18 protein-coding genes and 2 pseudogenes are annotated in these 17,188 nt (G+C 41.8%); 15 read left to right on the forward strand and 5 right to left on the reverse strand.

Going from position 1 to position 17,188, the window contains the following annotated elements; all coding sequences use genetic code 11:
* Positions 1-24: 24 nt before the first annotated feature.
* From HMPREF2926_RS01930 to HMPREF2926_RS01940, 3 genes are all read right to left on the reverse strand, one after another.
* Positions 25-1,014: a PTS sugar transporter subunit IIB gene (locus HMPREF2926_RS01930; RefSeq protein WP_003010431.1), complete on the reverse strand. Its 990-nt coding sequence runs from the start codon at positions 1,012-1,014 to the stop codon at positions 25-27.
* Between the two features lie 373 nt (positions 1,015-1,387).
* A complete protein-coding gene (adhP, locus tag HMPREF2926_RS01935; protein ID WP_003003874.1) occupies positions 1,388-2,410 on the reverse strand; it encodes an alcohol dehydrogenase AdhP in 1,023 nt (340 codons plus the stop codon).
* Between the two features lie 190 nt (positions 2,411-2,600).
* Positions 2,601-3,413 (reverse strand): Cof-type HAD-IIB family hydrolase, encoded by an 813-nt coding sequence (locus HMPREF2926_RS01940; RefSeq protein ID WP_070586275.1) that lies wholly within the window; start codon positions 3,411-3,413, stop codon positions 2,601-2,603.
* Between the two features lie 175 nt (positions 3,414-3,588).
* On the opposite strand from HMPREF2926_RS01940, the gene HMPREF2926_RS01945 reads away from it, so the two are divergent.
* From HMPREF2926_RS01945 to HMPREF2926_RS01960, 4 genes are all read left to right on the forward strand, one after another.
* Positions 3,589-5,010 (forward strand): NCS2 family permease, encoded by a 1,422-nt coding sequence (locus tag HMPREF2926_RS01945; RefSeq protein ID WP_070586276.1) that lies wholly within the window; start codon positions 3,589-3,591, stop codon positions 5,008-5,010.
* Between the two features lie 383 nt (positions 5,011-5,393).
* Positions 5,394-5,849 carry a tRNA (adenosine(37)-N6)-threonylcarbamoyltransferase complex ATPase subunit type 1 TsaE gene (gene tsaE / locus HMPREF2926_RS01950; RefSeq protein WP_070586277.1) on the forward strand — a complete coding sequence of 152 codons (456 nt, stop codon included), beginning with the start codon at positions 5,394-5,396 and terminating at the stop codon, positions 5,847-5,849.
* Positions 5,842-6,372, forward strand: coding sequence for a GNAT family N-acetyltransferase (locus tag HMPREF2926_RS01955; protein ID WP_049472478.1), 531 nt, complete (start codon positions 5,842-5,844; stop codon positions 6,370-6,372). Before tsaE ends, HMPREF2926_RS01955 begins: the two co-directional genes overlap by 8 nt.
* Before the next feature lie 13 nt (positions 6,373-6,385).
* Positions 6,386-7,579: a glycopolymer--peptidoglycan transferase LytR gene (locus tag HMPREF2926_RS01960; RefSeq protein ID WP_031575211.1), complete on the forward strand. Its 1,194-nt coding sequence runs from the start codon at positions 6,386-6,388 to the stop codon at positions 7,577-7,579.
* Between the two features lie 21 nt (positions 7,580-7,600).
* Here the strand turns inward: HMPREF2926_RS01960 and HMPREF2926_RS01965 are convergent, their stop codons facing one another.
* Positions 7,601-7,891 (reverse strand): hypothetical protein, encoded by a 291-nt coding sequence (locus tag HMPREF2926_RS01965; RefSeq protein ID WP_070586278.1) that lies wholly within the window; start codon positions 7,889-7,891, stop codon positions 7,601-7,603.
* Positions 7,892-7,903: 12 nt separating this feature from the next.
* Complete coding sequence (locus HMPREF2926_RS01970) at positions 7,904-8,317, reverse strand: HIT family protein (RefSeq protein WP_003012582.1); 414 nt, start codon at positions 8,315-8,317, stop codon at positions 7,904-7,906.
* Positions 8,318-8,384: 67 nt separating this feature from the next.
* On the opposite strand from HMPREF2926_RS01970, the gene HMPREF2926_RS01975 reads away from it, so the two are divergent.
* The 11 genes and pseudogenes from HMPREF2926_RS01975 (at position 8,385) to rbfA (ending at position 17,156) form a co-directional block, all read left to right on the forward strand.
* Positions 8,385-9,116, forward strand: coding sequence for an ABC transporter ATP-binding protein (locus HMPREF2926_RS01975; protein ID WP_070586279.1), 732 nt, complete (start codon positions 8,385-8,387; stop codon positions 9,114-9,116).
* Entirely contained in the window at positions 9,113-10,168 is a 1,056-nt protein-coding gene (locus HMPREF2926_RS01980; RefSeq protein WP_070586280.1) for an ABC transporter permease, read from the forward strand. The genes HMPREF2926_RS01975 and HMPREF2926_RS01980 overlap by 4 nt, the downstream gene beginning before the upstream one ends.
* Positions 10,169-10,208: 40 nt before the next feature.
* Positions 10,209-11,003, forward strand: a complete 795-nt coding sequence (gene ccrZ / locus HMPREF2926_RS01985; protein ID WP_003003852.1) for a cell cycle regulator CcrZ — start codon at positions 10,209-10,211, stop codon at positions 11,001-11,003.
* Positions 11,000-11,635, forward strand: coding sequence for a tRNA (guanosine(46)-N7)-methyltransferase TrmB (trmB, locus tag HMPREF2926_RS01990; protein ID WP_024056398.1), 636 nt, complete (start codon positions 11,000-11,002; stop codon positions 11,633-11,635). The genes ccrZ and trmB overlap by 4 nt, the downstream gene beginning before the upstream one ends.
* A gap of 97 nt (positions 11,636-11,732) precedes the next feature.
* A complete protein-coding gene (rimP, locus tag HMPREF2926_RS01995) occupies positions 11,733-12,212 on the forward strand; it encodes a ribosome maturation factor RimP (protein ID WP_003003953.1) in 480 nt (159 codons plus the stop codon).
* A 44-nt stretch (positions 12,213-12,256) separates the two neighbouring features.
* Complete coding sequence (nusA, locus tag HMPREF2926_RS02000; protein ID WP_003010402.1) at positions 12,257-13,399, forward strand: transcription termination factor NusA; 1,143 nt, start codon at positions 12,257-12,259, stop codon at positions 13,397-13,399.
* Positions 13,400-13,413: 14 nt separating this feature from the next.
* A complete protein-coding gene (gene rnpM, locus HMPREF2926_RS02005) occupies positions 13,414-13,710 on the forward strand; it encodes an RNase P modulator RnpM (RefSeq protein WP_003010401.1) in 297 nt (98 codons plus the stop codon).
* A complete protein-coding gene (locus HMPREF2926_RS02010; RefSeq protein WP_003010399.1) occupies positions 13,703-14,002 on the forward strand; it encodes a YlxQ-related RNA-binding protein in 300 nt (99 codons plus the stop codon). Before rnpM ends, HMPREF2926_RS02010 begins: the two co-directional genes overlap by 8 nt.
* A gap of 16 nt (positions 14,003-14,018) precedes the next feature.
* Positions 14,019-14,142: pseudogene (locus HMPREF2926_RS11410) on the forward strand (translation initiation factor IF-2 N-terminal domain-containing protein); the annotation flags it as partial.
* 95 nt (positions 14,143-14,237) lie between these two features.
* A pseudogene (infB, locus tag HMPREF2926_RS02015) lies at positions 14,238-16,733 on the forward strand (translation initiation factor IF-2); the annotation flags it as partial.
* A 72-nt stretch (positions 16,734-16,805) separates the two neighbouring features.
* Positions 16,806-17,156, forward strand: a complete 351-nt coding sequence (gene rbfA, locus HMPREF2926_RS02020; RefSeq protein WP_003003976.1) for a 30S ribosome-binding factor RbfA — start codon at positions 16,806-16,808, stop codon at positions 17,154-17,156.
* Positions 17,157-17,188: the final 32 nt, after the last annotated feature.

Consider the following 17,188-nt stretch of genomic DNA (forward strand, 5'->3'; position numbering starts at 1 on the left):
TAAAATCCTTTCGTAAGTAATCGATTATTGAACGTTAGCTTTGTTAATTAAGTCAAACAAATCTTTCTTAGAGTCATTTGGCACTTTACGGACGTCAAATTCAACTCCAAGATCACGCATTTTTTCAAATGTAGCCACATCATCTTTATCCATTGATAACACATTGTTAACCATGGTTTTACCAGTTGAGTGGGCCATTGAACCAACGTTCAAGGTTTTAATCGGAACACCACCTTCGATGGCGCGAAGAGCATCTTGAGGTGTTTCAAATAAGATCAAAGCATGGGTATTTCCAAAACGTGGATCTTTTGCAACGTCGATCAATTTTTGAATTGGGACAACGTTTGCTTTCACACCATTTGGTGCCGCTTGTTTGATCAATTCCTTACGGAGTTCATCTTTGGCAACAGAATCTGAAGCAACAATGATCCGATCGGCTTTTGAATCAGGTGTCCAAGCAGTTGCGACTTGTCCATGAAGAAGACGTGTATCTAAGCGGGCAAGGTTGATCTTGAGTTTTCCATCTCCGATAACCGTTCCTTCTGGAATAGCAGCTTGGGCTACAGGAGCAGCAGCGGCTGTACTAGCTTCTTCAACAGGATTCAATTCTTCTGGAAGAGCTTTGACACCGTCTTTTGCTTCCTTAATGATGTTTGCAGCGACTTGATCAACGCCGGCATTTGCATCCATCAAACGTTCTGTATAAGCTTGAATCAACATCGGAAGGTTTAATCCTGTAATGATCGCAAATTTACGATCTGGATTTTCTCCCATGACGCGACTTGCTTGGTTAAATGGAGAACCACTCCAAAGGTCAGCCAAAACCAAGACTTCATCTTCTGCATCAAATGCGGCAACAGCTGCATTGAATTTAGCATAGAGATCATCCGGGCCTTCACTTGGCATGAACGTAACCACTTGAACTTTCTCTTGATCCCCAAAGATCATCGAGCCGGATTGGTGGATTCCAGCTGCAAATTCACCGTGGCTAGCAATAATGATACCAATACTCATTATTGACATTCCTCCTTATAAAATTTGTTTGACTTTCAGTTTAAGAAAACTTTAAGCTACTTTATTATAAATCGTTTCCACACTTAAGTCAATTTTTCTATCAAAATCTCGATGTAAAAACATTGATTTATTATATTAAATCATCGTTAGATAGAAAAAGAATGCTCTTGAATGAATTTTGTTTATTACTTGTTGATGCTTAAAAAATCAATAATAGATATGTTTTATAGGATTTTGTTCTCAATGAAAAGTTTCCGAGAATCAAACGATATTCTCGAAAACAAAAATAAATATATAACAAATTGTATATGAGAGTGATTGAGAGCACTCAAAAAGACTAGCCCAGTTGGGCTAGTCCTGTAGGTTCAGTTGTTTAGTTTGTAAAGTCAAGTACCATACGTCCTTGAATGGTTCCGGCTTCCATTTCGTCAAAGACTTTGACAGCATCTTCTACTGGACGTTTTTGAACGACAGGGACTACCAAGCCTTCTGCACCAAATTGGAAGGCTTCTTCCAAGTCTTTACGAGTTCCTACAAGAGAACCAATGACTTGGATACCATCTAATACAGTTTTCACAATGCTGAGATCCATCATTTCAGAAGGAAGACCAACTGCAACCACGCGGCCGCCTGCACGAACAGAATCTACTGCTTGGTTGAAAGCTACTTTAGAAACAGCTGTTACGACAGCAGAGTGAGCTCCACCATTTGTTTTTTCTTTAATCAATCCTGGGACATCTTCAACTTCGCGACCGTTGATGACAAAGTCTGCACCAACTTCTTTCGCCAATTCTAGTTTATCATTGTTGATATCGACAGCGATGACATGTGCGTTGAAGACTTTCTTAGCATATTGAACAGCCAAGTTTCCTAGTCCACCAGCTCCATAGATAACAATCCATTGTCCTGGTTCAGCTTTGGCTTCTTTGATGGCTTTATAAGTGGTAACACCTGCACACGTAATAGAAGATGCTTGGGCTGGATCTAATCCTTCAGGTACTTTCACTGCGTAATCTGCAGTAACGATACATTGTTCAGCCATCCCTCCATCAACAGAGTAACCAGCATTTTTTACAGTACGGCAAAGAGTTTCACGACCAGTTGTACAGTATTCACAAGTTCCACATCCTTCGAAGAACCATGCGACACTGACACGATCCCCAACTTTTAGGCTCTTGACATCTGGAGCAACTTCTTTAACAATACCGATTCCTTCGTGTCCAAGAACACGGCCTGGAACTTTACCGAAGTCTCCGTGAGCAACGTGCAAGTCAGTGTGGCAGACACCACAGTATTCGATTTGAACAAGAGCTTCCCCTGTTTCAAGTGGACGCATGTCTTTGTTTGCAACGATTTCAACACCAGTACCTTCTGGATTTACAACAACAGCTTTCATTTTGTTCCTCCTTAAGTGAACGAGAAGCGGTTTAAAATTTTTGAAAGCGCTTCTTTAATAACTATGTTAATAATATCACAAACCAGATGACGAGGCAATGAAAAAAATGGAAAAAAGGGGCGGTATTGATTAACCGATTAAGGATTTGGCGCAGAAAAAGACATGAGGGGATAACTCATGTCTGTTAGTTTTATAAGAATAATTGAATGAGTTGGCGCGCGACACCATCTTCATTATTGGTGAAATCAGTGATGGAGTCTGCATAGGGGAGAAGGATGGAGCTGGCATTTTTCATGGCGTATCCATAACCAGCAAGAGCTAGCATCTCAGTATCATTGTGCTCATCTCCAAAGGCAATCAAATCCTTCTGATCCATATTGAGTTTATCCAGAAGGTAGGTTAGAGCGGATGCTTTGGTCACATTTTTTGGATTGCATTCCAAAATATTTAAGGGACCACCCCAAGTATTGATAGACAGATTGTAGTCATAATGCCGATTCATTTCATCTGCCAGAGCATATTTGTCTTCCGCTTTCGTTTGAAAGAGGATACAGTTTGGGTCGCTCGTTACCCGCTCGGGATTGAATTGATTTTCTGGTTGGAAAGATTCAATACCGAATAATTTAGGGTCTGCAACGTGCTCATTTGGATCGGTAATAAAGAATTTATTGCGGTATTCGCCTGCTATAAAGTCCGCTTGGATGGTATCCCGGTTAGCGACCATATCTAGCAGGTATTTTTTATCTAAAGTCAAACATTGTTCATCCCCCCATTTTTTCTCAGGTAGATGCGTAAGGGAGCCGTTAAAATTGATCATCGGAGTATCTAGCTCTAGTTGTTTGTAATAGGTATGTGCCATGCGGTAGGGGCGGCCTGTTGTAATAATGACTTTATGGCCAAGAGCACTAATTTTTTTTATCGTATCAATGGTAAAGTCGCTCAATTTGCTTTCGGAATTTAAGAGAGTGCCGTCTAGATCTAGAGCGATCATCTTTTTATGCATATTTCAGTTCCTTTCGAGAAGAATGAGACCATTATATCAGAAAAATCGGAAAAGCGCTCAAAAATCGAGAAGAGAAGTAGGATTTCTTGAAAGGCGAAAGATCTTTTGGTAAAATAGAAATAACGTTCGCAAATTGATTGGGAGCGAGAATGATGAAAAAGGAGTTTATTCTGAAATGGATAAGTTTTTTAAACTTTCAGAACATGGAACCACTGTTCGAACAGAGGTTCTTGCTGGTTTGACAACCTTTTTTGCGATGAGTTATATCCTCTTCGTAAACCCTCAAATGTTGTCACAAACAGGTATGCCAGCTCAAGGAGTCTTCCTTGCAACGATTATTGGATCCGTTGTCGGAACCTTGATGATGGCTTTTTATGCCAATTTACCTTATGCACAAGCACCTGGGATGGGCTTGAATGCCTTCTTTACCTTTACCGTTGTATTTGGTATGGGCTACTCATGGCAGGAAGCTTTGGGAATGGTCTTCATTTGTGGTGTGATCTCATTGATTATCACATTGACAAATGTTCGGAAGATGATCATCGAATCGATTCCGACCGCTCTTCGCTCTGCTATTTCAGCTGGGATCGGGATTTTCTTGGCCTATGTTGGAATTAAGAATGCGGGATTTTTGAAATTCACGATTGACCCTCATACCTATACAGTGGTTGGAGAAGGAGCAGATAAGGCGAATGCAACGATCTCAGCCAATGCATCTGCTGTTCCTGGATTGGTTGATTTTAACAATCCGGCTGTCCTCTTGGCTCTTGTTGGTCTTGCGATTACTATTTTCTTTGTTGTCAAAGGGATTAAGGGAGGGATTATCCTTTCTATCTTAGCAACGACTGTGCTTGGAATTCTCATCCATGTGGTTGATATCACTAAAATCGACTTTGCAAGTAATCATCTAGGAGCTGCCTTTAATGATTTAGGCAAGATCTTTGGTCAAGCTTTGGGATCAAAAGGATTGGGTTCTTTGATTTCCAATACGTCTCGTTTGCCTGAGACCTTAATGGCAATCTTAGCCTTCTCCTTGACGGATATTTTTGATACAATTGGAACTTTAATCGGTACGGGTGAAAAAGTTGGGATTGTTGCGACAAATGGGGAAAACCATCAATCAGCGAAATTAGATAAGGCCCTCTATTCAGACCTTGTAGCGACTTCAGTCGGAGCCATTGCAGGAACTTCAAACGTAACGACTTATGTTGAATCTGCAGCTGGTATTGGAGCTGGTGGACGCACTGGTTTGACAGCCTTGGTTGTGGCAATCTGTTTTGCTATTTCAAGTCTCTTTAGTCCTTTGTTAGCGATTGTACCGACCGCTGCTACAGCACCAATTTTAATTGTTGTTGGGATCATGATGTTGAGTGGCTTAAAAAATATCCATTGGGAAGATATGTCAGAAGCAGTTCCTGCCTTCTTCACCTCTATCTTTATGGGCTTCAGCTACTCGATTACACAAGGGATCGCTGCTGGATTTATCACCTATAGCTTGGTGAAAGTGGTTAAAGGACAAGCCAAAGAAGTGCACAGCATGATTTGGATCCTAGATGTTCTCTTTATTTTAAACTACGTTAGCATGGCCTTGAATTAAGCATCAGGAAAGTGCCAAAAAGGAATGGGAGTTGTCTCCCATTCCTTTCAGATTGAAGACAAAGTTATACCAAAAACATTCCTTAGGTGAGTACGGACGTCAGCGAACTTCTTTGAAGTTCCATGACTAATTATTGAGCCTAAGGTCTCAATAATTCCGAGTGCCTGAAACGTTATTGTTTCAGGCACTTTTCTCACAGCGGAAAGTTTCAGTATTTTCTTAAATCGATTTAAAAATTGGAACTCAAATTTATTTTTTTTTTGCAGAATCACTTAACTTATTTTACTTTAAAATAGTTTGTCTATCTATCTAAAAAGCAAACCTGAGTCGAACAATTTCTAAAAGAAAGAGCAGATTTTTAAAAAGTTTGGTATAATAGAGAAATGATTAGTCACAATGAAACGGAGCTGATCGCTCTAGGAAAACAGCTAGGAAAACTCTTAGAAAAGCAAGACGTGATCATTTTATCAGGTGATCTAGGAGCAGGAAAAACGACCTTTACCAAAGGAATTGCAAAGGGGTTAGGGATTGATCAGATGATTAAAAGCCCGACCTATACCATTGTTCGTGAATACGAAGGTCACTTGCCTTTATACCATTTGGATGTTTACCGGATTGGGAATGATCCAGATTCTATTGATTTAGATGATTTTCTATTTGGAGATGGTGCTACCATTATTGAATGGGGAGAGCTGATTGAGCCGAGTCTTTCGGATGCTTATCTAAAAATTTTTATCCGAAAATTAGAAGATGGGCGAGAGTTAGCTTTTGAAGCTCATGGAGCGCGTGCAGAAGCTTTACTGACATCCTTTGAGCAGGTGGAAAAAACGGATGACTAAGGAAAAGGAAGTGACAGTAGAAATTCGGCAAGCTGACAGTGCAGATGCGGCTCTTGTCGTTGATTTCTTAAATCAAGTTGGGAAAGAGTCAGATTACATGACACTAGATGAAGCTGGAATTGGCATGTCTCCAGCAGACATGGAGCAATTTCTGATGGTGCAAGAGATGGCGGAAAACCGGATTTGCCTCTTGCTATTTCTAGATCAGGAACTGGCAGCTTTGTTAAATATCACTGCAGCTTCTCAACGGTCCATTCGGCATATTGGTGATGTCTTTATTGTGGTTCAAAAAGCTTATTGGAATCAAGGGCTTGGACAGATCCTGTTGGAAGAAGGGATCGAGTGGGCGCACTCGACCGGTGTTCTTCGCAAACTAGTCTTGAATGTCCAAGTGCGCAATGAACGAGCGGTTCACCTGTATAAAAAGTTAGGTTTTGAGATCGAAGGTTGCCAAGCTCGTGGAGCTTGTTCAGCTGAAGGAGAATTCTTAGATGTTTACCTTATGGGCAAACTGATAGATTAGAGAGAGATTCTATATGGTTAAAAAAATTATTTTGATGTTTTTGAGCTTATTGACGGTAACAGTGATTGGGATCGGGGCCTATGGCCTTACCATCCTAAACCAAACGACTGGGACTCTCAGTAAGACTTATAAGGGCTTTGGAAATGAGACCAATGTCATTGCAGAAAACAAGCCGATGACCATCCTTTTGATGGGGGTTGATACAGGTAGTGGTTCTCGGGAAGATCCTTGGGCCGGAAATAGTGATACCATGATTTTGGTGACTGTCAATCCTCAAACAAAAGAAACAACCATGACGAGCTTGGAAAGAGATATCCTAACCAATATTACTTCAGATGGCGAAACGGTCCAAGCAAAATTGAATTCGGCTTATGCTCAAGGCGGTGCCAAGTTAGCCATTAAGACCATTCAAGATCTTTTGAATATCCATATTGACCGCTATGTCATGATCAATATGAAGGGATTGGTTCAATTAGTGGATAAGGTTGGTGGCATCACGGTCAACAATCCATTTGACTTCGATATCTCGATCGAGGAAAATGAGCCAGAATATACGGCTAAGATCGCACCAGGACGTCAGGAGATTAATGGGGACCAAGCTCTCGTTTATTCACGCATGCGCTACCAAGACCCAGAAGGAGACTACGGACGTCAAAAACGCCAACGTGAAGTGATCAAAAAGATTGTTGAGAAAGTTTTAAGCCTCAATAGTTTGAGTCACTACAAAGGAATCATTGAGTCTGTTAGTGACAATATGCAAACCAACATAGCGCTTGACAGTAATAGTCTTCTTCAATTGCTAGGGTATAAAGACGCCCTTTCAACGATTCATCAGTACCAGCTGAAAGGAGAAGATGCCACCTTAGCAGATGGCGGAAGTTATCAGATTGTCACTTCAAAACATCTCTTGAAAATTCAAAATATCATCCGCAAAGCTTTGGGGCTGAAAGAAATCAAAACATTGAAAACCAATGCTTACCTATTAGATGGAGATGAAGAGTTGAAGAATACTTCTTCTCAAAATGATACGCCAGCGGCATCATCTGAGGAAGCACCTGTTTACCAAGAGTTTAACCAACTACCAGTTGTACCATCGACCCAGGATACGGGAGTGGTGACACCTCAAAGTTCTGTTGCACCAGTGACACCAGTTGCTCCTGCAGCTACAGAGTCGAGCAGTGTGACACCTACGGTACCTTCAGAATAAGAAAAAAACGATTGAGTTTTCTCAATCGTTTTTACTTGGTTGCCAGATGTCTTGAATTTCTTTTAGAGAGGCTGTTGCTTGTTGACTAAATAGTTTGGTCTTGTATTGGAAATCCGTTACCAATTCTTGAAGATTGGTCTTTTGGTCTTGGATAATATCCAGATTGCGTTGGATTTTTGCTAGGTTATCTTGAATTCCCTTGACCAATTGGCTGGATTCAGTCACCTCTGTTTTGATTTCTTTGCGGTTTTTTACTAGGTGGTAGCTAACGCTAGCTCCTGTTGCAAACCAAAAGAGATTTTTGAGTTTCATATGGCCTCCTTTTTAACTGTTTTTGATGGTTTCTGCGAGAACTGCTAGTTGTTCAAAATTAGGCTCGTGTTCAGTAAATGAAATGGCCAGTTCATCTTGATCGGAATAGCGAGGGATAATGTGGACATGTGTGTGAAAAACGGTTTGTCCAGAAACCTCTTCCATGTTGCTGATGATATTCATTCCCTTAGCTTGGGTAGCAGCTTCTACTTTTTTAGCAACTTTAGAGACACGTGCAAATAGTTGAGCTGTGGCGGTTTCGTCCATCTCTAATAGGTTGCGAGCATGTTTTTTTGGAACCACTAACGTATGACCTGGTGTAACCTGAGAGATGTCCAAAAATGCGAGGACTTCCTCGTCCTCATAGACTTTGGAGGAAGGAATGTCGCCAGCTATAATCTTACAAAAAATACAATCGTCAACCATAAATACACCTCATTTAGACTAAATTTTGTTATAATATAAGAACATTATACCAGAAATCGGAGAAAATATGTTAGAAATCAACAAGTTGACAGGGGGCTATGTCAACATCCCTGTCCTGAAAGAGGTGAGTTTTTCAGTTCCGGATGGCCAACTGATTGGTTTGATTGGACTAAATGGAGCTGGGAAGTCAACCACGATTAATGAAATTATTGGTCTCCTGCATCCTTATGCTGGGGAAGTACGGATTGACGGCTTGAGTCTTCCAGAAGCTCCAACTGACTATCGTAAAAAAATCGGCTATATTCCAGAAACCCCTAGCCTATATGAAGAATTAACCCTGAGAGAGCATATCGAGACAGTAGCTATGGCCTATGATTTAGACATGGATCAGGTCATGGTGCGCGTCCAGCCTTTGTTGGAACGATTTCGTTTGGCTGAAAAATTAGATTGGTTCCCGACCCAGTTTTCAAAAGGGATGAAGCAAAAGGTCATGATTATTTGCGCCTATGCAGTGGATCCAAGTCTTTATATTGTCGATGAACCCTTTTTGGGATTGGATCCTCTTGCAATTGCAGATTTGATTCAGTTATTGGCCGATGAGAAAGCAAAAGGAAAATCGATTTTGATGAGTACCCACGTACTGGATTCGGCTGAAAAGATGTGTGATGGTTTTGTAATCCTCCATAAGGGTCAGATCCGAGCAAAAGGGACCTTGGACGAGCTGCGTTCAACTTTTGGGGATGAGAAAGCAAGTCTAAATGATATCTACATGACCTTGACAGAAGAGGAAACAGCATGAAAGAGTTGATGAAAAAACGGCAACAAACGTTTCGAACTCAATGTGTCAAATATAGCCGCTATGTTCTCAATGATCATTTCGTCCTCTTTATGCTGATTTTCATAGGATTTTTGGCGGTTCAATACAGCCAATTCTTACAAGATCTCCCCAAAGATACAAGCCTGATCCGCTGGAGTCTCATGATTAGTTTGCTCCTCTTGGTTCCGATAGGCTCTATTGCGACCTACTTAGAGAAGCCCGATGCTTTATTCCTTTTGGTAAAGGAAGAGGAAGTGAAACGTTATATCAAAGGGCAGGCCAAGAAGTCTTTTGTGTTTTGGTTTTTGATTCAAAGTTTTGTCCTTCTATTATTTGTGCCTCTTCTTCTGGCAACGGGGCTGGATAAACTTGCTATTGTAGCTTATATCCTTGTCTTAGGGGTGGCTAAAGGGGCTGTTTTTAGCTGGAAGGAAGCGCGCTTCTACCAGGATGGAAATTTGAATTGGAACTTGGCCATTGCTCGTGAGAATGCAAGGAAACAATTGATTCTTCGTTTCTTTGCCTTGTTTACAACGGTAAAAGGTATTTCCAACAGTGTCAAAAGAAGAGCTTACTTGGATGGTTTCTTAGGGCTTCTTCCTAAAACACATGGCAATACGTGGTTTCACTTATATATGCGCTCCTTCCTACGGAATGGAGATCTTTTCTCTATGACTCTCCGACTCTTGGCTCTTTCCCTTCTCGCTATCATCTTTATTCCCCAACCCCTCGTAGTGATTGCCCTTGTAGCCTTGCTCAATTACTTGGTTATTTTTCAATTACTGGGGCTTTACAGTGCTTTTGATTACCAACCGTTGACCCTCCTTTTCCCAATGAAAAAGGGCAGTAAAAAGGCAGGGTCGAACAAAACGATTCAGCTGGTCATGGGGATGATAACGGTGATAGAAGGGGGAATTGGCCTGGTCTTTATTTCAGATAAAGTCCTGTTGTTAGGCTTATTGGCTTATACAGTTGCTTTAATCCTACTCTATCTTCCATTTAAGATGGCGCGCTTGGTTGACGAAAGTCGTTAAAATTAGTAAAATAGATTGGAAACTTTTTACGGAGGAAAAGATGGACTCGAATGAAAAAGAGCTAAGCCTCACCCCAATTCCTGGGAAGAGTGGGAAGGCCTACATGGGGACCTACCCAGATGGTGGGCGCGTTTTTGTAAAAATGAATACGACCCCAATCCTTGCGGGTCTAGCAAAAGAACAGATTGCTCCTCAATTGTTATGGAGTCGACGTTTGCCAGATGGAAATGTGATGAGTGCCCAAGAATGGTTGAATGGGGAAATTCTCACGCCTAATGGGATGTCGAAAAAACAAGTCGTCAATATTTTAACGAGATTGCACCGTTCTAGACCTTTGATGACCCAATTGAAAAAACTTGGCTATCCTGTGGAATCTCCATTAGAACTGCTCAATTCTTGGAGCAATCGGTTGCCAATTGCCCTACGTCAGAACCACTATATCCAATCAGTCGTAAAGAATTTACGTAAGACAGTGCCTGCCTTTCGGGAGGATTATGCGACGATCGTTCATGGGGATGTCCGTCATAGTAACTGGATTGAGACAGAGAGCGGCTTGATTTATCTAGTCGATTGGGACTCTGTTCGTTTGACAGACCGGATGTTGGATGTGGCGCATATCTTGAGTCACTATATCCCAGATTCTAATTGGCGCGATTGGTTAGGCTATTATGGCTACAAGTACAATCAAAAAGTATTTGATAAACTCTATTGGTTTGGTCAATACTCTTTCTTGTGCCAAATTGCTAAATACTATGAAAATAATGATTTAGAAAATGTCAATCGCGAGATCTATGCTCTGCGCAATTTCCGGTTGAAATATGGAAAGGAAATATGAGAGTTAGAAATCGCAAGGGAGCGACTGAATTATTAGAAGCGAACCCGCAATATGTGGTCCTAAATCCAGAAGATGCCAAGGGAAAGTGGCATGAGATTTTCGGGAATGACCATCCTATTCATATCGAAGTAGGTAGCGGAAAAGGGGCCTTTATTACTGGGATGGCCAAGGCCAATCCAGAGATCAACTACATCGGAATTGATATTCAAAAATCGGTCTTGAGTTATGCTTTAGATAAGGTCTTAGAAGCTGATGTTCCTAACATTAAATTGCTTTGGGTAGACGGAGATAGCTTGACTAACTATTTTGAAGATGGAGAAATTGATCAGCTCTATCTGAATTTTTCAGATCCATGGCCAAAGAAACGTCATGAGAAGCGTCGCTTGACTTACAAGACCTTCCTAGACACCTTCAAGCAAATTCTTCCAGAACATGGGGAGATTCACTTTAAAACAGACAACCGAGGTTTGTTTGAATACAGTTTGGTGAGTTTTTCGCAATATGGAATGACTTTGAAGGGAGTCTGGTTAGACCTTCATGCTAGTGACTTTGAGGGCAATGTCATGACGGAATATGAGAAGAAGTTCTCAAGTAAAGGCCAGGTCATTTACCGTGTAGAAGCACAGTTTTAGCATATTCCTTGCAATCATTGGGAAATCGTGCTATAATACATTAAATGAATAGAAAAGGAGAGGCGGGGAAATATCTTCGCCTCTTATCTATGAGGAGGTGGCAACCATCGCAACGATTGTTGACTTAGTAACAGAAGTGATTCAGCCAGCTATAAAGGAACCATTTGAATTGGTTGATGTTGAATATGGCAAAATGGGTGGTGACTACGTCTTAAGCATTTTCGTAGACAAACCAGAAGGAATCACACTGAATGATACAGCGGATTTGACAGAAATCATCAGTCCGCTATTGGATCAAATCAAACCAGACCCATTTCCAGAACAGTACTTTTTAGAAGTCACCAGTCCTGGCCTGGAGAGACCATTGAAAACCAAGGAAGCACTCGAGGGAGCTGTTGGTAAGTACGTCAATATCAGCTTGTACAAGGCTGTTGAAAAGCAAAAGGTCTTTGAGGGGAACCTGGTAGGTTTTGAAGAGGATGTTTTGACCATTGAATATATGGATAAAACACGAAAGAAAACAGTGGATATTCCTTATAACCTTGTGTCCAAAGCAAGGTTGGCTGTAAAATTGTAACAGAATGAAAGAAAGGATGCCTTTATAGAAGAGGCAAGAAAAACATGAGTAAAGAAATGCTAGAAGCCTTCCGCATTTTGGAAGAAGACAAAGGGATCAAAAAAGAAGATATCATCGAAGCCGTCACAGAATCATTGCGTTCAGCCTATCGCCGTCGTTATGGACAATCAGAAAGTGCAGCGATTGAATTCAATGAAAAAACTGGAGATTTCCGTGTTTATACGGTTCGTGAAGTGGTGGATGAAGTCTTTGATAGCCGTTTAGAAATCAGCTTGAAGGATGCCTTAGCCATTAGCTCTGCTTATGAGTTGGGTGACAAGATCAAATTTGAAGAAGCACCAGCTGAATTTGGTCGTGTAGCAGCTCAATCTGCCAAACAAACCATCATGGAAAAAATGCGGAAGCAAACGCGCACCATCACCTATAACACTTATAAAGAACATGAAAATGAAATCATGAGTGGAACGGTGGAGCGCTTTGACAATCGTTTTATCTATGTCAATCTTGGTTCGATTGAAGCACAATTGTCTAAACAAGACCAAATTCCAGGAGAAGTCTTCCAATCCCATGACCGGATCGAAGTTTTTGTCTACAAGGTAGAAGATAACCCTCGTGGCGTCAATGTCTTTGTTAGTCGGAGCCATCCTGAAATGATCAAACGTTTGATGGAACAAGAAATTCCTGAAGTTTATGATGGTACTGTTGAGATTATGAGTGTCGCGCGAGAAGCTGGAGATCGTACAAAAGTTGCGGTTCGTAGCCATAATCCAAACGTAGACGCGATTGGAACGATCGTTGGTCGTGGTGGATCGAACATTAAAAAGATTACCAGCAAGTTCCACCCAGCTCGATACGATCAAAAATTAGACCGTATGGTTCCGACAGAAGAAAATATCGATGTCATCGAGTGGGTTCCAGATCCAGCTGAATTTATCTACAATGCAATCGCTCCTGCAGAAGTGGACCAAGTTATTTTTGATGATGAAGATAGCAAACATGCTCTCGTTGTGGTCCCTGATAACAAGTTATCTCTTGCCATCGGTCGTCGTGGTCAAAACGTTCGTTTAGCGGCTCATTTGACTGGTTACCGCATCGATATCAAATCTGCTAGTGAGTTTGAAGAAATGGAAGCAGCTCAAGAAACTTTTGAAGACCAAGTAGAAAGTGGCGAAGAGCAAGTCGATTAAGAGAGGGAGGGAAAATGGTAAAAACAAGAAAAATCCCTTTAAGAAAATCTGTCGTTTCAAATGAAATTATTGATAAGCGCGATTTGCTCCGGATTGTCAAAAATAAAGAAGGACAAGTCTTTATCGATCCAACTGGCAAAGCCAATGGTCGAGGTGCCTACATCAAGCTAGACAATGAAGAAGCGGCACTTGCTAAGAAAAAGAAAGTTTTTAATCGTAGCTTTAATATGGAAGTGGAAGAAGCTTTCTATGATGAATTGATTGCTTATGTAGATCATAAGGTGAAGAGAAGAGAGTTAGGCCTTGAATAAGCAAAAGATAAGTAATTTGTTAGGCTTGGCGCAAAGAGCAGGAAAACTCATTTCTGGAGAAGAACTCGTGATCAAAGCAATCCAGGAAGAAAAAGCAAAATTAGTTTTTCTGGCAAATGATGCAGCTAGTAACCTGACAAAAAAGGTGACAGATAAGGGTCACTATTATGAGGTTCAAGTATCTACCGTGTTTTCAACACTAGAATTAAGCACTGCAATTGGACGTGCCCGGAAGGTCGTCGCTGTTGTAGATGCTGGATTTTCAAAGAAAATGAGGTCTCTTATGGAATAGAAGAGGAGGACAGCAATTGTCTAAGAAAAGATTATACGAAATTGCCAAAGAATTGGGCAAGGAAAGTAAGGAAGTCGTCACTCGTGCGAAAGAATTAGGTTTTGACGTCAAGAGTCATGCATCTAGTGTCGATACTGATGTTGCTGAAAAGCTGATCAAGAGCTTTGCAGCGAAAAAAGAAACAGTCGAAAAGAAAGTAGCAGAAGTGGCTGCCAAGACAACGGCTGTCGCAGAGAAAAAAGAAGCAGCGCCTGTCAAAAAAGAAGGAGCAACTGAGACAAAATCAGTAACGCCAGCTGCTAAACCAAAGAGTCGTAACTTTAAAGCGGAACGAGAAGCGCGTGCAAAAGAACAGGCTGAACGTAGGAAACAACAAGACAATCGTCCAAAACGTGATCGCAAAGATAATCAGCGTCATGGTGACAACCGAAATCAACGACCACAAGAGCGAAATGAACAGCGAAATCAAGGTTCTGAGCGTCGTAATAACCGACCAGATCAAAGACGTAGTGCACAACCCCAAGTGGCACCAAAAGTTGATTTCAAAGCGCGTGCAGCAGCACTGAAAGCTGAACAAAATGCTGAATACGCACGTGGAAGTGAAGATCGCTACAAACAACAAGCTGCAAAAGCAGAACAAGAACGTCAACAGCGCCGGAAACGGGTAGAAGCACCAGAAGTGAAAGCACCTGTACAGGAGCCAGCTGTTGAGAACCATACAAAACCAGCTGTTGCTGCTGCTCCAGCTCAAGTCGATACACGTCGGAAGAAACAAGCGCGACCAGATAAGAAACGCGATGATTTTGATCGTGAAGAAGATGGTCCAAGAAAACAACAAAGGAATCGAAATAGTCAAAATCAAGTGAGAAATCAGAGAAATAGTAACTGGAATAACAATAAGAAAAATAAAAAAGGAAAGAACAACCGTAATGATGCTCCAAAACCAGTAACAGAGCGTAAATTCCATGAATTACCAAGTGAATTTGAGTATACGGATGGAATGACGGTTGCCGAAATCGCAAAACGCATCAAGCGTGAACCGGCTGAAATCGTCAAGAAACTCTTTATGATGGGAGTCATGGCGACTCAAAATCAATCGCTGGATGGAGATACGATTGAACTCTTGATGGTGGATTATGGAATTGAAGCCAAGAAAAAGGTTGAAGTGGACAATGCCGATATCGAACGCTTCTTCGTTGAAGATGGTTATTTGAATCCAGATGAGTTGGTAGAGCGTCCACCAGTTGTCACCATCATGGGACACGTTGACCACGGGAAGACTACCCTTTTGGATACCCTTCGTAATTCACGTGTAGCAACAGGTGAAGCGGGAGGAATCACTCAGCACATCGGGGCTTATCAAATCGTGGAAAATGGCAAGAAGATTACCTTCTTGGATACACCTGGACACGCGGCCTTTACTTCTATGCGGGCGCGTGGTGCATCTGTTACCGATATTACCATCTTGGTTGTAGCAGCAGATGACGGGGTGATGCCACAGACCATCGAAGCCATCAACCACTCAAAAGCTGCCAATGTTCCAATCATTGTGGCCATCAACAAGATCGATAAACCAGGAGCTAATCCAGAGCGTGTCATCGGTGAATTAGCAGAGCATGGAGTTATGTCAACTGCCTGGGGTGGCGATTCTGAGTTTGTAGAAATCTCAGCTAAGTTCAACCAGAATATCGATGAACTCTTGGAAACGGTCCTTCTTGTGGCTGAAATTCAAGAACTCAAGGCAGATCCAACTGTTCGTGCCATCGGTACGGTTATCGAAGCGCGTTTGGATAAAGGAAAAGGTGCGGTGGCAACCCTCCTTGTTCAACAAGGGACCTTGAATGTTCAAGACCCAATCGTTGTCGGAAATACCTTTGGACGTGTCCGTGCCATGACCAATGACCTTGGCCGTCGTGTGAAGGTGGCTGGACCATCTACTCCGGTTTCTATCACTGGTTTGAACGAAGCCCCAATGGCGGGTGACCACTTCGCGGTTTACGAAGATGAAAAATCTGCGCGTGCAGCTGGTGAAGAACGTGCCAAACGTGCTCTGATGAAACAACGTCAAGCAACCAACCGTGTCAGCCTTGAAAATCTCTTTGATACCTTGAAGGCTGGGGAAGTGAAATCTGTTAATGTCATCATTAAAGCCGATGTACAAGGTTCGGTTGAAGCTCTTTCTGCTTCCCTTCAAAAGATTGAAGTAGAAGGTGTGAAAGTGACCATCGTTCACTCAGCAGTTGGTGCGATCAACGAATCAGACGTGACCCTTGCAGAAGCTTCAAATGCCTTCATCATCGGATTTAACGTCCGTCCTACTCCACAAGCACGTCAACAAGCTGAAGCTGACGAGGTGGAAATCCGTCTTCACTCAATTATCTACAAAGTGATTGAAGAAATGGAAGATGCCATGAAGGGTATGTTGGATCCTGAGTTCGAAGAGAAAGTCATCGGGGAAGCAGTTATTCGTGAAACCTTTAAGGTCTCTAAAGTGGGTACCATCGGTGGATTTATGGTCCTCAGTGGTAAGGTTACACGTGATTCCAAAGTCCGTGTCATTCGTGACGGTGTCGTGATCTATGACGGAGCTCTTGCAAGCTTGAAACACTTCAAAGATGATGTCAAAGAGATCACAAATGGTCGTGAAGGTGGATTGATGATTGAAGGTTACAATGATATCAAGACAGATGATACTATCGAAGCCTACATTATGGAAGAAATTAAAAAATAAGAGGTTGACTAGGAAAAAAGAGGCTTCCCTCTGATTTCCTAGTTTTTAAACACAGAGCAGAAAGGAGTTCCTATGGCAAGTCATTTTCGGACAGACCGAGTAGGGATGGAAATCAAGCGTGAAGTCAACGAGATTTTACAAAAGAAAGTCCGTGACCCGCGTGTTCAAGGCGTTACCATTACGGATGTTCAAATGCTAGGTGATTTGTCTATGGCCAAAGTGTATTATTCAATTATGAGTGATTTGGCTTCAGACAATCAAAAGGCTCAGACAGGCCTTGAAAAAGCAACAGGAACCATCAAGCGTGAATTAGGTCGGAATCTGAAATTGTACAAGATTCCAGATCTTACTTTTGTGAAAGACGAATCCATCGAATACGGGAATAAGATCGATGAGATGTTGCGCAATTTGAACAAAGACTAGAGAGGTTGGAAATTTTCCACGCCCAGATTGAA

This window comes from Streptococcus sp. HMSC078D09 (assembly GCF_001813675.1).
Lineage (GTDB): Bacteria > Bacillota > Bacilli > Lactobacillales > Streptococcaceae > Streptococcus.